Annotated in this window: 13 protein-coding genes; 7 read left to right on the top strand and 6 right to left on the bottom strand. The window is 71.9% G+C overall.

Annotated features, from left to right (window positions below):
* Positions 1 to 30: 30 nt before the first annotated feature.
* From B0B15_RS08155 to B0B15_RS08140, 4 genes are all read right to left on the bottom strand, one after another.
* Positions 31 to 522 (bottom strand): prepilin peptidase, encoded by a 492-nt coding sequence (locus B0B15_RS08155; RefSeq protein WP_143016346.1) that lies wholly within the window; start codon positions 520 to 522, stop codon positions 31 to 33.
* Positions 523 to 541: 19 nt separating this feature from the next.
* The gene (locus B0B15_RS08150; protein WP_306169547.1) at positions 542 to 853 is read right to left on the bottom strand and encodes a DUF1905 domain-containing protein; all 312 of its coding nucleotides are present in this window, start codon (positions 851 to 853) and stop codon (positions 542 to 544) included.
* Positions 854 to 1,032: 179 nt separating this feature from the next.
* Complete coding sequence (locus tag B0B15_RS08145; RefSeq protein WP_076674841.1) at positions 1,033 to 1,425, bottom strand: DUF2809 domain-containing protein; 393 nt, start codon at positions 1,423 to 1,425, stop codon at positions 1,033 to 1,035.
* A complete protein-coding gene (locus tag B0B15_RS08140; RefSeq protein ID WP_076674839.1) occupies positions 1,422 to 1,988 on the bottom strand; it encodes a mismatch-specific DNA-glycosylase in 567 nt (188 codons plus the stop codon). The genes B0B15_RS08145 and B0B15_RS08140 overlap by 4 nt, the downstream gene beginning before the upstream one ends.
* Positions 1,989 to 2,045: 57 nt before the next feature.
* Between B0B15_RS08140 and B0B15_RS08135 the strand changes: the two genes are divergently transcribed.
* Positions 2,046 to 2,840, top strand: a complete 795-nt coding sequence (locus tag B0B15_RS08135) for an alpha/beta fold hydrolase (RefSeq protein WP_076674838.1) — start codon at positions 2,046 to 2,048, stop codon at positions 2,838 to 2,840.
* Positions 2,841 to 3,055: 215 nt separating this feature from the next.
* Here the strand turns inward: B0B15_RS08135 and B0B15_RS16880 are convergent, their stop codons facing one another.
* The gene (locus B0B15_RS16880) at positions 3,056 to 5,122 is read right to left on the bottom strand and encodes a glycosyltransferase family 39 protein (protein ID WP_076674836.1); all 2,067 of its coding nucleotides are present in this window, start codon (positions 5,120 to 5,122) and stop codon (positions 3,056 to 3,058) included.
* A 162-nt stretch (positions 5,123 to 5,284) separates the two neighbouring features.
* Positions 5,285 to 6,994 carry a cellulase family glycosylhydrolase gene (locus tag B0B15_RS08125; protein WP_076674835.1) on the bottom strand — a complete coding sequence of 570 codons (1,710 nt, stop codon included), beginning with the start codon at positions 6,992 to 6,994 and terminating at the stop codon, positions 5,285 to 5,287.
* A 179-nt stretch (positions 6,995 to 7,173) separates the two neighbouring features.
* On the opposite strand from B0B15_RS08125, the gene B0B15_RS08120 reads away from it, so the two are divergent.
* The 6 genes from B0B15_RS08120 to B0B15_RS08095 all read left to right on the top strand — a co-directional run bounded on the left by B0B15_RS08120 (position 7,174) and on the right by B0B15_RS08095 (position 16,437).
* Positions 7,174 to 7,644: an Lrp/AsnC family transcriptional regulator gene (locus tag B0B15_RS08120; RefSeq protein WP_076674833.1), complete on the top strand. Its 471-nt coding sequence runs from the start codon at positions 7,174 to 7,176 to the stop codon at positions 7,642 to 7,644.
* Positions 7,641 to 9,035, top strand: a complete 1,395-nt coding sequence (locus B0B15_RS08115) for an aspartate aminotransferase family protein (RefSeq protein WP_076674832.1) — start codon at positions 7,641 to 7,643, stop codon at positions 9,033 to 9,035. Before B0B15_RS08120 ends, B0B15_RS08115 begins: the two co-directional genes overlap by 4 nt.
* A 259-nt stretch (positions 9,036 to 9,294) precedes the next feature.
* A complete protein-coding gene (locus B0B15_RS08110) occupies positions 9,295 to 10,656 on the top strand; it encodes an APC family permease (RefSeq protein ID WP_076674830.1) in 1,362 nt (453 codons plus the stop codon).
* A gap of 216 nt (positions 10,657 to 10,872) precedes the next feature.
* Positions 10,873 to 12,360 carry a DUF3375 domain-containing protein gene (locus tag B0B15_RS08105; protein WP_076674829.1) on the top strand — a complete coding sequence of 496 codons (1,488 nt, stop codon included), beginning with the start codon at positions 10,873 to 10,875 and terminating at the stop codon, positions 12,358 to 12,360.
* Entirely contained in the window at positions 12,353 to 13,090 is a 738-nt protein-coding gene (locus B0B15_RS08100) for a DUF4194 domain-containing protein (protein ID WP_083708911.1), read from the top strand. Before B0B15_RS08105 ends, B0B15_RS08100 begins: the two co-directional genes overlap by 8 nt.
* Positions 13,087 to 16,437 (top strand): ATP-binding protein, encoded by a 3,351-nt coding sequence (locus tag B0B15_RS08095; RefSeq protein WP_076674827.1) that lies wholly within the window; start codon positions 13,087 to 13,089, stop codon positions 16,435 to 16,437. Before B0B15_RS08100 ends, B0B15_RS08095 begins: the two co-directional genes overlap by 4 nt.
* Positions 16,438 to 16,522 lie beyond the last annotated feature (85 nt).

The following is a 16,522-nucleotide window of genomic DNA, read 5'->3' as shown; positions in this document are numbered from 1 at the left end:
CACCGCTCCTCCCGCGTCAGGGTCCGCCTCTCACCTCCCCTCCGCAAGCACCTGCACCCACGCGCCGAGCAGCAGGAACGGCGCGAACGGGAGGTCGCTGCCGCGTCCGCCCGCCGCGAGCACGCCGACGCCCGCGACCCCGGCGGCGACGAAGCCGAGCGCGACCCCGGATGCCACGGCCTCGGCGCCGAACCAGCCGAGGTGGGCGCCCACGAGCGCCGCGAGCTTGACGTCGCCACCGCCGAACGCCTCGGGCCGTGCGAGGCGCACCAGCAGGCAGACCCCGAACGCCGCGGCGGCACCGAGCGCGACCCCCGCCGCGCGCGACGGGCGGCCCGTGCCCGCCGCCGCGACCGCGAGGAGGATGATCCCCACGATGGCGGCGGGGAGCACGATGCGGTCGGGAATTCGTCGCCGGCGCACATCGCCCACCGCGAGGACGGCGCTCACGACGGCGAACAGGGCGAACGCGACGACGACGGGGATCGACGGCGGCGCGAGGGATGCCGGCACATCGAGCATCTGCCGCACCGCCCGCGCCTCAGGCGTCCAGGACGGCGAGCTCCACGACGACCGTGCCGCCCGGCTGGATCGCCTCGGCGTCACGCACCGCGCGTTTGAGCGGGAGCACGTACACGCCGCCCGCCTGCGGGAAGATCGAGGTGCGGAACGTCGTGCCGCCGATGGTGGCATCGACCCTCACCCCGCCGAAGCCGCGGCGGAAGGTCTGCGTCTCGCGGATGTCGTCACTGAGCTCGGGCGGGAGGGCGACGAAGTACCAGTCGCTATCGCTGCGCGCCGCCCACCGGAACACGACACCGTCGAACTGCACGAGCACGGGCAGCCTCCTCATCTCACGGGATCGTCACGCTACCCCGGTGCGCCCGTGCACCGCGGCATCCATCCCCGGGGAGGAGCCGTCCGGGGGCGGATGCCGCACATCGTCGGCGGAGCGTGAGCAGCGCCGCAGCCCGTCGCCGCAGATCGTCGCATCCGGGCGACGGGAGCCGCGCACCGGAGCGCCCGGAGGCCTCAGCCCGACCTCGGCCGACGGCGAATCCTCTGCCACACGCCCCCGTCGACACCGAGCGCACTCGCCACCGCGAGCACGTACACGACGAGGTCGCGCGCACCGAATCCCGAGCCGAGCACGAGGGCGGCGACCGGCATCCGCTCTGCCAGCGCGATCGGCAGGCCGGTGAGCTGCAGCAGTTCGACGGCGACGCACCACACCGCTGCTGCCGCCGCAAGGACCGGCCGCGGTGCGCGCGGCAGCAGCAGGACGAGCCCCGTGTAGGCCGCGACGGCGTACAGCGCGTCACCGGCGACGTCGGACGCGACCGAGTCGGGCAGCAGCCGGTGTACCGCGAGTCCGGCGGCGATCACCGCCGCCAGCGCGATGAACGCCGCGAGGCGCCGGCTCACGCGAGGAGTCCTGCCGCCCGCGCGGGAGCCGCATACGCCGCGGCGAGCGAATCCACCGTGTCGTGGGCGTTCAGGCCGCTCGGGTTGGGCAGGACCCAGGTCTCGCACCCGGCGATCTCCTCGCTCTGTCGTCCCGCGACGGCCTTCGGCCGGTCGAACCCCTGGCGGTAGGCCGTCAGGCCCACCACCGCCACCACGCGGGGGCGCCACGCGGCGACCCGCTCCGCGAGCGACACCGCTCCCGCGCGCAATTCCTCGCGCGTGAGCTCGTCGGCACGGGCCGTCGCGCGAGCGACGAGGTTGCTCACCCCGAGGCCCGCGTCGAACACGAGACGCCGATCGGACTCCCCCAGTGTCGCCGAGTACGCGGGAGGGCGCGGCAGGATCCCCGCCTTCACCAGAGCCGGCCAGAAGCGGTTGCCGGGACGGGCGAACGGGGTGCCCGTGGCGGCCGTCCACAGCCCCGGGTTGATGCCGACGAAGAGCAGACGCACCCCGGGTTCCACGAGGTCGGGCACCGTGGCATCCCGGAAGGACTCGAGCTCGGCACGTGTGAAACCCATGAGACCACTATGACCAGTACCGCAGGCTCCACCCGGCATTCTGCCAGGATCGGAGGAATGGATGCCGTGCCCGCCCTCACCGAGATCCCTCCCGCGCAGTTCGTCATCGTCGGTGACAACGTGCGTCTCGCCACCTACTCGTGGGGGGACCCCGAGGCCGAGCCCGTGCTCTGCGTGCACGGCTTCGGCTCGAGCACGCGCGACAACTGGGTGAACACCGGGTGGGTGCGCGACCTGCTGCGCGCGGGCTTCCGCGTGATCGCCGTCGACCAGCGCGGACACGGACTGAGCGAGAAACCCCACGACGCCGCGTCGTACACGATGCCCACCCTCGTGTCCGACCTCGTCGCCGTGCTCGACACCTACCTCGTCGACCAGGTGCGTTACCTCGGCTACTCGCTCGGCGGACGCGTGGGCTGGCAGCTCGCCGTCGACGCGCCCGAGCACGTCGAGCGCGCCGTGCTCGGCGGCATCCCCGACGGCCGGCCTCTCGCACGCCTCCAGGTCGAGCAGGCGCGCGCGTTCCTCGACCACGGCGAGCCGGTTCAGGATGCCACGACCCAGCGCTACGTCTCCCTCGCCGAGCGGGTGCCCGGCAACGACCTCCGCGCGCTCGTCGCGATCGCCGAGGGCATGCGCTTGGGAGAGACCGACCCCGACCCCGCATCGCCCCCTCAGCAGCCGGTGCTGATCGCGACGGGGACCGAGGACCCGATCCACGACCAGTCCGCTCATCTGGCAAGCCTCCTCCCCCGCGGCGAATTCGCCGACATCCCGGGCCGTCACCACGTCAACGCCCCCGGCGCGCGCACGTTCCGCGAGGTCGGCCTGGAGTTCCTCGGCCGCGGCTGACGCTCCGAGCCGGCCGCGCGCGCCGATAGGCCTCACGCGCCGAAGGGCCTCGCGCGGATAGGCCGCGCGCGCCGACCGGGCCGCGCGCGCCGGTTGCGTCGCTCGCCGAAGCTCGCCCACCGAGTGTCCACAACACCCGGACGGTTTTCGAGATCGTCCGGGTGTCGTGGACACTCGATCGCGAAGACTCGCCGCGACAATGCGCGCCGGCGGGCTCAGCCGCAGGCGTAGACAGTCGAGGGGGCGCTGCTGTCGACCGCGCAGTTCTGCCCGACCCAGTCGCGGATCTGCGCCGAAGTGGTCGAGATCGATTTCGACGAACCCGCGGCCCCGAACCCACCGCTGCGCTCCTGTCCCTCGATGACATAGCGCACCTGGCCCGACTCGACGAGGGCGACGAACTCATCGAGGGTGGGCACGGCATCCGTCCCGTTGAATCCGCCGATGGGCAGGAACGACCCGCCGTCGCTGGCGATGATGAGGGATGCCGCGGACTGGGCGCCGAAGGTCGCGGCCAGGTACGTCGATCCGGCGGCGTTCTGCTCCAGCCAGGGAATGAGGGCGGTGTCGGCCGCGCCCGTGCCCACGCCTGCTCCCGCGCCGAAGCCGCCGCCGCGGTCGGAGCCGCCGCCACCGCCGCCGCCGGGCGCCTGCGCCCCTCCGCCGCGCGCCCAGGTGCCACCCGCAGCCGAGCCCGGCGCACTCCCTCCCGGGGCTGCACCGCCGGGAGCCGCACCACCCGGGGCTGCACCGCCGGGAGCCGCACCACCCGGGGCCGCACCGCCGGGCGCCGAACCGCCCCCGGGGAAGCCGCCCGAGCCGCCCGTTCCGCGGCCGGCACCCGGCATCCCGCCGCCGAAGCCGCCGTCCGACGTCTCCGACACGCCCCCGGCGACCGGGTTGATCGAGTTGGGGTGGGCGATCGTCACCGCCGACCAGACCGCGGGGGTCAACAGCAGGCCGACCATCATCACCGCTGTGGTCAGCGGGAGCGCTCCGCGGCGGCCGAGCAGCAGCGCGATCGCGCCGACGGCCGCCACGGCCTGTGCGATCGCGACCGGGATGCTGTAGCCGCCCGAGGCAAATCCGATGCCCAGCGCGGTCAACCCGGCGGCGCCCACGATCGCCGCCTGCGGCCACGTGCGCCCGACGCGATGCGCGACCGCGAGCGCCGTCGCCACGACGAGACCGAGAGGAACCGCCAGCGCCGCCGTGTAGAACTGGTGCATCCCGGCCACCGCCGAGAACATCGCGACGAAGGTGGCCGTCCACACCGTCAGCAGCACCGTCAACGGGCGGGGGAACCGCAGGATCCACAGCACCGCGATCGCCACGACCGCGGCGGGGATGAGCCACGCCACCTGCCCGGCGAGCTGCGCGTTGAACACCCGCAGCACGCCGGGATCACCCGAGAACGGCGGGGTGAACGACTCGTAGGCGCTGCTGTCGCTGGTGGCGGTGAAACGACCCAGGCCGTTGTACCCGAAGACCATCTCCCAGGGGTCGTTCGACAGCGTGCTGCCGATGTAGGGGCGGCTGCCGGCGGGGATCAGCGCGACGATCGCCACCCACCACAGCGAGGCGGCGAGGCTCACCGCTCCCGCGACGACGAGGTGTCCCACGCGCCGCCGCCACGACTGCCGCGTGCAGAGGTACGCAGCCCCCAGGGCCGGCCAGACCGCCCACGCCTCGAGCATGTAGAACTGGAACGACAGCCCGATCAGGGCCCCCGCCGCGATCAGCCAGCCGAGGCTGCGCTGCTGCACGGCCCGCACCGCGGCGTACGCGGTGAGCGAGAGGCCGAGCACGAAGAACGCCTCGGGCTGGTTCGACCGGGCCACCGCGACGAGGATCGGCGTGACCGCCACGATCGCGCCCGCGATGAGGCCGGCGCGCACGCCCGCGAGCCGCCGCGCAGTCACGGCCGTGAGGAGGGCGGCCCCGACGGCGGCGAGGGAGTTCGGCAGGATCACCGCCCATGCCGAGTACCCGAAGACGCGCACGAACAGCGCCGGAACCCAGAACGATCCGGGGATCTTGTCGAGCGTCACGGTGCCGGCCGGGTCGACGGCACCGAAGAAGAAGTTCGACCACGACCTGCTCATCGACAGCGCGATCGACGCGTAGTACTCGCTCGGCGCTCCGGCCCACACCTGCCACCCCGTCAGGACGAGGGCGAGCAGACCGATCGCGAGCAGCCCGAGCGTCCACGCGCCGGGTCGGCGCAGCGCGCTCCGGGCGGCGACGGCGGGGGTCGAGGCGGGGGTCAGGACAGCGGTCACCCGCGCAGCGTAGACAGCGATGCCCTCGACGAACCCTCACGCTTGTTATGCGTGAGCGATGGATGCCGGCATCCCTCGCCCTTCGTCGATGTCCGTCGCGTCGCGGCCCGTGGCCCGCGCCACCTCACCGCGGGCGCGCGATGCCGGTGCCCGCGCCGGCCGTCAGGATGTGGAGACGCGCAGCGTCGGCGCCGTCGGAGCCTTCGTCGCCGTGGCCTGCAGCCCCACCCGCACGCTCTGCCCGGCGGCGAGGGAGGCCGCCCAGTCGCTACCCGTGCAGGTGACGGTAGTGCCGGAGAGGGCGCACGACATGCCCCAGGCGCTGGTCACGGCCGTCGTGCCCGGGGCGGCGAACGACACCGACCAGCCCTTCACGGCCGTACGCGCCGTGAGGGCGAGTTCGGCGACATACCCCTCCCCCCAGGCGCTCTGCGGCACCCACGTCACCGAGAGGCTCGCGGGCGTCGCGGCCGACGGCTTCGGCGACGCGGAGGGGCTCGGCTTCGGCGACGACGGAGCGCTCGGCTTCGGCGACGCGGAGGGGCTCGCGGTGGGCTTGGGCGACGACGTGGGCTTCGGCGAGGTGGTGGGCTTCGGCGAGGCGGAGGGGCTCGCGGTGGGCTTCGGCGACGTCGTCGGCTTCGGCGAGGTGGTGGGCTTCGGCGACGTCGACGGGCTCGCGGTGGGCTTCGGCGTCGGCACCGTCACCGGTGTGAGGACGGGCCGCAGCGCCGCGAGCTTCGCCTTCTGCAGGGTGCGCCAGTCGTCGGTGACGAGGCCGCCGGTGTCGCCGCTGTTCGGGTTGAACGACCAGTACGCGAAGCTGATCTTCGTCTTGGCGAGGTAGGCGACGAGCGTGCTCATCCACTTCTTGTCGCTGTCGGTCTCGAGCTTCGTCCCGAACTCGCCCAGGAGCACCGGCGCGATGTTCCTGCGCACGAGGTAGCCCCAGTTGGCATCCCACACCGCTTCGAGGTTCGCGGGGTAGTTCGCCGCCGAGAACCAGGGCTGCTGGTGAACGGTCGCCGGGTAGTCGTGCGGGGAGTACACGACGCGGTTCTTCACCGACAGGGTCACGGGGGCCGCGCCGACGTCGCGCAGGCCGCCGCCCCACCAGGTGGTCGAGCCGTCGTTCTGGCGCTCGACGCCCTCGACGACGATCAGCAGCTTCGGGTTGACCGACAGCACGGCGTTGCCGGCGCGGGTGGCCGCGGCCCGCCAGTCGCGCTTCGGATCGCCGCAGTTCCAGCAGGCCGGCCCGTGCGGTTCGTTGTGCAGGTCGACGCCGATGACGGCGGGCTCGTTCTTGTAGCGCTGGGCGAGCATCTTCCAGTCGTCGATCCACCGCTTCTCGCTGTACGCGCCGGTGTACCAGAGCTCGCTCTGCGCCGCGGAGTCGGGGCGGTGGCGGTCGAGGATCACCGACAAGCCGTAGCTCTTCGCCCGCGCGATGACGGTGTCCATCAGCTTGAGGGGGCTCAGGGCCACGAGATCCGCGTTGACGGACGTGTTGATCGAATTCGACGACGAGGCGGCGAGGCACTCGTTCGAGAAGGGCAGGCGGATGGTGTTGAAGCCCATGCCCGCGATGGCGCGCAGGCCCTCGTCGAGCGAGATCGACCAGAGCCCGTGCGGCGCGCAGTTCGAGGTCTCCATCCCGAACCAGGCGACGGCCTTGATCGTGTACGGCGTGCCCGCGGAGGTGACGATGCTCGCCCCGCGGGTCGACAGCCAGCCGGGCAGAGCCGTGGCGGCGGTGGCACTCGGCGCCGTGACGGCCCCGGTCACGGCGAGCGCGGCGACGGCGACCGCGGCCGCCGCACGCAGGACGGTGCGGCGCGCAGACGACCACCGTTCGAGCCACCCCGACATCCGCACCTCCGCGGTCATCGTAGCGGTGGCGCGACCCGCGCCGTGGCCCGCCTGTGCGGCGGAGAACCGCCGCGGGCGTCCGTGCCGGCCGGGCACGACGGTTTCCGCGCTGTTACGCCCGCGTAAATGTCCAGATCGTCATTGATTCAGCCGATAGTCCGCTGATACCGTCGCCGATCATGAGTCCTACGGCCGAACGCAGTCCCGCCCTCGATCGCGTGTCGAAGGCGATCGTCGAACAGCTGCAGGAGGACGGCCGCCGCTCCTACGCCGAGATCGGCAAAGCCGTCGGTCTCAGCGAGACCGCGACGCGCCAGCGGGTGCAGAAGCTGCAGGATGCCGGCATCCTGCAGATCGTCGCGGTCACCGACCCGCTGCAACTGGGCTTCGCCCGGCAGGCGATGATCGGCGTGCGCGTCTCGGGCGACACCCGCGTCGTCGCCGCGCAGATGACGGAACTGCCGGGCGTCATCTACGTGGTCTCGACGGCGGGCTCGTTCGACCTCCTCGTGGAGGTTGTCTGCGAGAGCGACGACGACCTCATCGACCTGTTGAACGACCGCATCCGGTCACTGCCCGACGTCGTCTCGACCGAGACCTTCGTCTATCTCAAGCTCCACCGTCAGCTCTACAACTGGGGAACGCGATGACCCTCATCGAAACCGACCAGCACGCCGACCTGCAGGCCAAGGCCCGTGACCACCTCTGGATGCACTTCTCGCGCCAGTCGACGATGACCGAGGGGCCGGGCGTCCCCATCATCGTCAAGGGCGAGGGGCACCACATCTTCGACGCGGCCGGGAAGCGCTACATCGACGGCCTCGCGGGGCTCTTCGTGGTCAACGCCGGTCACGGCCGCCGTCGCATCGCCCAAGCGGCGGCGAAGCAGGCCGAGGAGCTCGCGTTCTTCCCCCTGTGGTCGTACGCCCACCCGGCGGCGATCGAGCTCGCGGAGCGCCTCGCGAACCTCGCCCCGGGCGACCTGAACCACGTCTTCTTCTCCACCGGCGGCGGGGAAGCCGTCGAGACGGCCTTCAAGCTCGCCAAGCAGTACTGGAAGACGCAGGGAAAGCCCACCAAGCACAAGGTCATCTCGCGCGCGATCGCGTACCACGGCACCACCCAGGGCGCCCTCGCGATCACGGGCCTGCCCGTGATGAAGCACATGTTCGAGCCGGTCACCCCGGGCGGCTTCCGCGTGCCGAACACCAACTACTACCGCGCCGAGGAGAGCGGCTTCGGGGGCGGCACACCGGAGGAGTTCGGGCTGTGGGCCGCCGACCGCATCGAGCAGATGATCCAGTTCGAGGGACCCGAGACGGTCGCCGCGGTGTTCCTCGAGCCCGTGCAGAACGCCGGCGGCTGCTTCCCCGCCCCGGCCGGGTACTTCCAGCGCGTACGTGAGATCTGCGACAAGTACGACGTGCTGCTCGTCTCCGACGAGGTCATCTGCGCCTTCGGTCGCCTCGGCCACTACTTCGGCGCCTCGGCGTACGACTACCAGCCCGACATGATCACCTTCGCGAAGGCGGTGACCAGCGGATACTCCCCTCTCGGCGGCACGATCGTCAGCGACCGCGTGTACGAACCCTTCGCGCACGGCGACGCGACCTTCCCGCACGGGTACACCTTCGGCGGACACCCCGTGTCGGCCGCCGTCGCCCTGGAGAACCTCGACGTGTTCGAGGAGGAGGGTCTGCTCGAGAATGTGCGGACCAACTCCCCCGTCTTCCGCTCCACCCTCGAGCGGCTGCTCGACCTGCCGATCGTCGGCGACGTGCGCGGCGACGGGTACTTCTTCGGCATCGAGCTCGTCAAAGACAAGGCGACCAAAGAGACCTTCGACGACGACGAATCGGAGCGGCTGCTGCGCGGCTTCCTCTCGAAGGCGCTGTTCGACGCGGGCCTGTACTGCCGCGCAGACGACCGGGGCGACCCCGTCATCCAGCTCGCCCCGCCCCTGACCATCGGTCCGTCCGAGTTCACCGAGATCGAGCAGATCCTGCGCTCGACCCTCACCGAGGCCTGGACGCGCCTCTGATCCCGAGGGATGCCGGCCCACACCCGTCGGCATCCCTCCCCTGCTCGACGGTCCAACCCCGACCGCACGATCCCCGTCCGGCGCCACCCCGCCGACGACCCGCTCCCACCCCGAGCGGTGCTCCGACCGCTGTACCCCCGACATCAGCCCACGGACGCGACACACGATCGCGCACCGCACCCCTCTAGGAGGAGCCACGAACGAGAACCTCGCCGCCGACGCGGCCACGTCACGCTCGGGAGCCACACTCGCCCGCACCCTGGGTCTCTGGTCGATCGTCGGCCTGGGACTGGGGTACATGACCCCCACCGTCGTGTTCGACACCTTCGGGCTCGTCGCCGACAAGACGAACAACGTCGTGCCCGCGGCCTACGCCGTGGCCCTGGTCGTCCTCGTGTTCACCGCCATCAGCTACGGCAAGATGGTGCGCGTCATCCCCAGCGCCGGCTCCGCCTACACCTACGCGCGCGAGTCGATCCACCCCGGCGTCGGTTTCGTCGTCGGCTGGACGGCGCTCATCGACTACATGCTGTTGCCGATGGTGAACGCCCTCATCCTGCGCAGCTACATGGAGGCCCTCTTCCCCGACGTGCCCGGCTGGCTCTGGGTCGTCGTCTTCACCGCCGGCGTGACCGGGGTGATCTACCTCACGATGCGCGGCACCTCGAACGTCAACATGGTGCTGCTGGTGTTCTCGATCCTCGTGATGACCGTGTTCGTCGTCATGGTCGTCGTGCAGCTGGTCGGCGGGGCGGGAGCCGGCACCGCCGTGTCGCTCGCTCCCTTCGCCCACAGCGACGTGCAGTTCGGCGCCGTGCTGGCGGGTGCCACGGTCGTGTGCTTCTCGTTCATCGGGTTCGACGCGGTGTCGATGTACTCCGAGGAGGCCAAGACCCCGAAGATCATGCCGCGCGCGATCGTGCTCACCCTCATCGTGGGCGGCCTCATCTTCCTCATCGCCTCGTACGTCACGCAGCTGCGCTTCCCCGAGGCCACCGCGTTCCCGCAGGAGGCCATCGAAGACAGCACGCTGCCCGAGATCGGCGTGCAGGTCGGCGGTCCCGTGCTGCAGGCCGTGCTGACCGCCGCAGGCTTCGCGGCGACTCTGGCGTCGTGGCTCGCCTCGCACGCCTCGGTGTCGCGCATGCTCATGGTGATGGGCCGCAACAACGTGCTGCCGCGGCGCATCTTCGGGTTCATCAATCCCCGGACGCACACCCCCACGTTCTCGATCGTGATCGTGGGACTCGTGAGCCTGTTCGCGATCTCGTTCACCCTCGAGCAGATCGCGGCGTACATCAACTACGGCGCCCTGGTCGCGTTCACCTTCGTCAACATCTCGGTGATCGCGTGGTTCGCGGTGCGCAAGGGTCTACGCAAGACCCCGGGCGACATCGCGCGCTACATCGTCATGCCCGCGATCGGCATGCTGCTGACAGGGCTGCTGTGGGTCAACCTCGACATGCACGCCCTTGTCGGCGGTCTCATTTGGACCGGTCTCGGCGTCGTGTATCTCGTGATCCTCACCCGCGGGTTCCGTCGACCGATCGCCTCGTTCGACGAGAATCAGCCCGTCACCGGGGTCAACAAGGTGGCGCCGGGCCCGCGCTCGGAGGTCTGACGCGCGTCGACCCGAGCGCGCGGTGAGGGCCGTGGCATCCCCAACCGGATGCCGCGGCCTGCCCTTCTCCGCGCCGCACGAGGGCGGCGACGTGAACAAGGTGTCGGGCGTCACGCTCTACGCCTGCGCGGGCGCCTGAGCGGCATCCGACCCGGCGGGCCGGCGGACGTCGTCACCCGGAAGGCGGCGCACCGGCGCCCCGGTAGACTTCAGCCAGTGACCCGCACCCGAGCCGAAGCCGCCTATGTGCGCTCGGCGACGGCGTTCAAGAACCCCACGCTCGACCTGCTGCACGGCCGTTTCGCGCCCTTCGTCGTCGCGGTGCTGTCGGTGGTGTTCACGCCCGATCGCCCCGCCGTCGCGGTCGCGGACGCCCATGTGGAGGTCGCGGAGGCGATCGACGAGCTGCGCGCCGCCGGTCTCGACTCCGACGACGACCGCCGCATCCCCGCGGGGTCCGCGCGCGAGATCTGCCGCGGCTGGGTGCGCGTGGGCTGGCTCGGGCTGCAGATCGAGGACGACGTCGAGGTGTACAGACTGTCGGCGCACGCGGTCGGAGCGCTCGAGATCGCCGGTCGCGCCGGCGGCGGCCGCGCCCGGGTCTCGCGCTCGCGCGTGCGCACACTGCTCGACGCCGTCGAACGCCTCGCCCGCGACGCGGAGAGCGACCCCGCACGTCGCCGTGAAGCGCTGCTCGAGGAGCGGGCGGCCCTGGATGCCGAGATCGCGGCGCTCGAGGACGGTGTCGTCGAGCCCCTCGACGACGACCACCTGCTCGAAGAAGCCGAGAACGTCATCCACCTCGCCCGGGAACTGCCCGCCGACTTCTCCCGGGTCGCGGAGTCGATCACCGCGATGCAGCGCGACGTCGTGGCGGAGCTCCGCCGCGACGTGCGTCCCACCGGCGACGTGCTGCGCGAATATCTCGAGCGCGGGCGCCAGGTGATGCAGGCCACACCCGAGGGCCGGGCGTTCCAGGGGGCGCTGCGCCTCATCGGCGACCCCGAGCACATCGACGACCTCACCGAGCAGCTGCACGCGGTGCTGACCCAGCCGTTCTCTCGCCTCATGACGCCCGAGCAGCGCAGCGAGCTCGACGCGATCGCCCGCCGCGTCGAGGCCGGCGTGCAGGAGGTGCTGACCGCCCAGCGCCGCGCGTCGCACGTCATCACCGCCCAGGTGCGCACGCACGACCCGATCCGCGATCGCCAGGTCGACGACCTCCTGCGCGGGGTGATGGCGGGCCTTCACCACTGGAGCCAGACGCGCGCGCCCGGCCGCGTCGACCCCGTGCGCACCCTTCCCCTCGCCGACATCGGCCATCTCCGCCGCTCGCTCAGCGACGTGCGACCGGCCGGAGCGCCCGAGCCCTTGGCATCCGCATCCGCATCAGGAACCGAGGACGTCGAGTTCGCCACCGTCGACACGCGCGCCTGGGGCGGTCCGCACTACCCCGAGCTCGAGGCGTACGTGGCCGGCCTCGGGGACTCCTTCGATCTCGCGGCGGCCTTCGCGGGCGCCGACACCGAGACGCGGCGCCCGGTCGACCTCGTCGGCTTGCTCGAGATCGTGCACCGGAACGGTCTCGTCGAGACCGACGAGGTCTCGATCGTGGAGGCCGTGCGCCCCGACGGCACGACCCGGCGCTTCGCGTTCGGCGCGGTCCGCGCCCAGAGCCCCACAGAAACGGATGCCGATGACTGACGTCGACCCGTCCGCCCCCGCCCCCATCGCAGTCGGCGACGACACCCCCGCCTTCATCGCCCCCGTGGCGATGGAGAACGACCCCGACGGGCTCTTCGCCGGCGACAGCGGCGTGCTCGACGCCGAGGTGCGTCGCGTGCTCGTGCGGATCCTCCAGCGCCGGTTCCTGCTCGCCGAATCCTCCCCCGCGGAATGGAAGCTGCTGCTCGCGCACCAGCAGATGATCGAGTCGCGCCTGAACGACCTGTTCGTGCGGCTCGTCGTCGATCACTCGCGCGGCGTGGCCTACAAGGAGCAAGTGCGCAGCGACGAGCTCGACGTGCCGATCCTGCTGAAGGACGAGGCCTACTCGCGCGCCGAGACGCTCGTGCTCGTCTACCTGCGCACGGTGTTCCAGCGCGAGACCACGGCCGGCACGGGCTCCGCCCGCGTCGACGTCGAAGAGGTCGAGCAGACGGTGCTGACCTACTTCTCCGAAAGCGACGGCACGCGCGCGAGCCAGCAGCGCGCCGTGCGCACCGCGATCGCCCGCCTCGACCGCGAGGGCATCATCGAGGAGGAGTCCGAGGGCCGCTACCGCATCGGTCCGCTCATCGAGATCGTCCTCAGCGCCGAAACGCTGCGCGACCTGAAGCGCTGGCTGGACGAGCAGACGACGGATGCCGCGACGCCGGCGGTGCGCGAGGCCGAGGGCGTGGCATCCGGAACGACCGAGGGAGAGCTCTCATGACCATGCTCGAGACCCTCTTCGGGCTCATCCCGGCCGCCTCCCGCGGGCAGCAGTGGGTGGCCGAGGACCTGCAGCTGATCAACTGGGGCGGGTACGACGGCGCGCACCGCGTGCGTTTCGCGCCGACCGCGACACTGCTCTGCGGCGGATCGGGCTCGGGCAAGTCGACGCTCATGGACGCCTACGTCGCGCTGATGATGCCGCACACCACCCCCTTCAACGGCGCCTCGAACGGCGCGGTCGTGGGGCGCCCGCGCGGCCAGGAGCAGCGCAACATCCTGTCGTACGGACGCGGCAAGCTCGACGAGTCGCGCACCGACGAGGGCACCAAGGTGCGGGTGCTGCGCGGAGACGGCGTCGACACGTGGACGGCGATCGCCATGACCTGGGCCGACCACGACGGCGCCCGGTTCACCGCGGTGCGGGCCTGGTACATCCCGGCCGCGGCGCGCACCCTCGACGACGCGGTCAAGGTGCGCGCGACCGTGCACGGGGCGTTCGACCTGCGCGACCTCGAGAAGGCGGCCCAGAGCCACCTGTCCGACAGCGCCGTCCGGGCCACCGGGCTCGACACCCTCGCGACCGACCGCGAGTTCTCCGCGCGTCTGCACGCGGTGCTCGGCATCGGCGCGGCCGGCTCCGGAGCGAAGGCGATGAGCCTCCTCGCGCGCATCCAGGCCGGGCAGCAGATCACCACCGTCGACGACCTGTACAAGCGCATGGTGCTCGAAGAGCCCGAGACGCTCGCCGTCGCCGACGCCGTCGTGTCGCACTTCGACGGCCTCGAGGGCACGCGCACGCGCATGCTCGAGGCGCGTCAGCAGGTGCGGGCGCTGCAGCCCATTCGCGCGATGAAGACCCGCATCGACGAGGCCGCCGAACGGCTGCGCCTCATCGACGCCCTCGGGCGTTTCGGCGACCCCGGGTCCCGCGCCTCGCTCTGGCGCGCCCAGCGCCGCGTCGACCTGCTGAGCGCCGTCGAGACCGAGCTGCGCGAGCGCACCCACGCCACCGACGCCCTCGTGCGCGAGCGGCAGGCTCTCGCCGACGCGGCCGAGGCGGAGCGCGAGGGCCTGGGCGACGTGCTGCGCGCGGCGGGCGGCGACCGCCTCGACGCGGCGCAGCGCGAGCTGCGCGGACTCGAGCGGCGACGGGCCGGGATGCAGCGCGACCGCGAGAGGTTCGAGGCCGCGCTCGCCGTGCTCTCCGTCGAGGTCGCGACCGAGAAGCAGTTCGCCGCGGTCGTCGAGGAGGCGCGGCGCACCCTCGGCGCCGACGCGGATGCCAAGACCGCCGTGCGCGACGCGTTCGTCGCCGCGAGCAGCCGGCACACCGACCTGCGCCAGCAGCTCGCGACGCTCGAGACCGAGCACCGTCGCACGCAGACGCGCGACGACAACATCCCCGCGCGCCTGCACGAGGCCCGAGAGGCCCTGGCGGAGGCGGCGGGACTCACCGCCGCCGACCTCCCCTTCGTCGCCGAGCTCGTCGACGTGCGCACCGAGTTCGAGCCGTGGCGCGGGGCGTTCACCCTCGCCCTCGGAGGCTTCGCGACGACCCTCCTCGTGGATGCCGCGCACCTGGCATCCTTCCGTGCAGCCATCGACGGCGTGCGCCTGTCGGAGCGCCTGCGCTTCGAGGGCGTGTCGACCGATCTGCCCCCGCGCACCGGCCTCGACCCCGCGACCCTGCCCGGGCGCCTCGAGTACCGCCGCTCCCCCTTCACCGGCTGGCTGCAGGACCGCCTCGAGCAGCAGTTCGCGTTCGTCTGCGTGGATGCCGCCGCCGAACTGTCGCAGCACCGCCTGGCGCTCACGATCTCGGGGCAGACCAGCCAGGGCTCCCGCGGCGCGCACGGCGGCTCGATCCGGCACAGCGTACTCGGGTTCTCATCCCGCGTGCGGCTGACCGAGCTCGGCGAGCAGATCGTCACCGTGCGCCGCGACCTCACCACCGCGAAGGCCGCGGTGGAGGAAGCCGCCGCCGCCCTCGACGCGTTCGACGAACGCCGCAGCGCCTTCGAGAAGATCGCCGACCTGTCGTGGGACCAGGTCGACACGGCATCCGTCGAGGGCGACGTCGAACGCTGGAACGAGACGATCGCCGAGATCACCGCCGGCAACCCGCGCATCGCCGAGCTGCAGGAGCAGATCTCGGGCACGCGCGCTCGCGCCGCGCGGCTTCGCGAGGAGATCGGCGGGGCGAAGACGGAGCAGCAGGGGCTCGCCGCCCGCTGGGCCGAGATCACCGACGACGTGGATGCCGCGCAGATGCTCCTCGAGCGCGCTGACGACGCCGGCGTCTCCCTCTCGAGCGACGAGGTCGCGTACCTCGACAGTCTGTTCGTCACGCCCTCCGGCGATGAGGCGACGCCGTCGCAGCGGCTCGCCCGATTCGACGCGGCCCTGGAGTCGGCCTCGAAGCGGCTGCTCGAGGAGCAGCGGTCGGCGCAGGAGACGTGGAGCGATCAGCGCGAGAGCCTGCGGCGCACGCTCACGGCGTTCACCGACCGCTGGCCGAGCCCGAACCTGCTGGCCGACCCCGACGAGTCGCTCGGGGACTTCGAGCGGATCCTCGCCGACCTTGAGGCGAGCGGCCTGCACGAGCTCGAGGCGGAGTGGCGGGACTCGCTGCTGCAGCTGTCGGGCAACGACCTCACGAACCTCGACTCGGCGCTCACCCGGGCGCTGCGCGAGATCCGCGAGCGCATCGCGCCGATCAACGACATCATGCAGGACCTGCCGTTCTACGACGACGAGCACCGGCTGCAGATCGTGCCACGCGAGAACCAGTCCGAGGTGCGACGCCGTTTCCGTCGCGAGCTGCGCGACGTGCGCTCGGCCATCGACGCGGCATCCTCCGACGAGGAACGCGAAGCCGTCTACGGGCGCATGGCGCGACTGATCGGGCGGATCCGTCCCACCGCGCCCGATTTCGCCGACCTCGTCGACGTGCGCAATCACGTGCGGGTGAGCGCCGAGCGCTTCCGGGCCGCGACGGGCGAGCACGTCGCCCTGTACGACCACATCGGCGAGAAGTCCGGCGGCGAATCGCAGGAGCTCATCGCCTTCATCGTGGGCGCGGCCCTGCGGTACCAGCTCGGGGATGCCGGGTCAGAGCGGCCCCGCTACGCCCCGGTGTTCCTCGACGAGGCGCTGATCAAGGCCGACGCGCACTTCACCAAGAGGGCGATCGGCGCCTGGCGCGGTCTGGGATTCCAGCTCGTCATCGGCGCACCCAACGACAAGTACAGCGCCATCGAGCCGCACGTCGACGTCGAGTACGACATCCTCAAGGACACGCGCGGGCGGTCGTGGGCCAAGGCGAAGGTGGGCGTCGCGGACTGACTCGGGCGGCGCGCGGCCGCGACGCGTGCACAACGTCAGCGATTCGCATGACCTCCGTTCGATGCGGGTCCTCGTGACGGAGGTT

The organism is Microbacterium sp. RU1D (assembly GCF_900156435.1).
GTDB lineage: Bacteria > Actinomycetota > Actinomycetes > Actinomycetales > Microbacteriaceae > Microbacterium.
The sequence above is the reverse complement of the archived record's forward strand: the minus strand, read 5'-3'. Positions and strand labels throughout refer to the sequence as shown.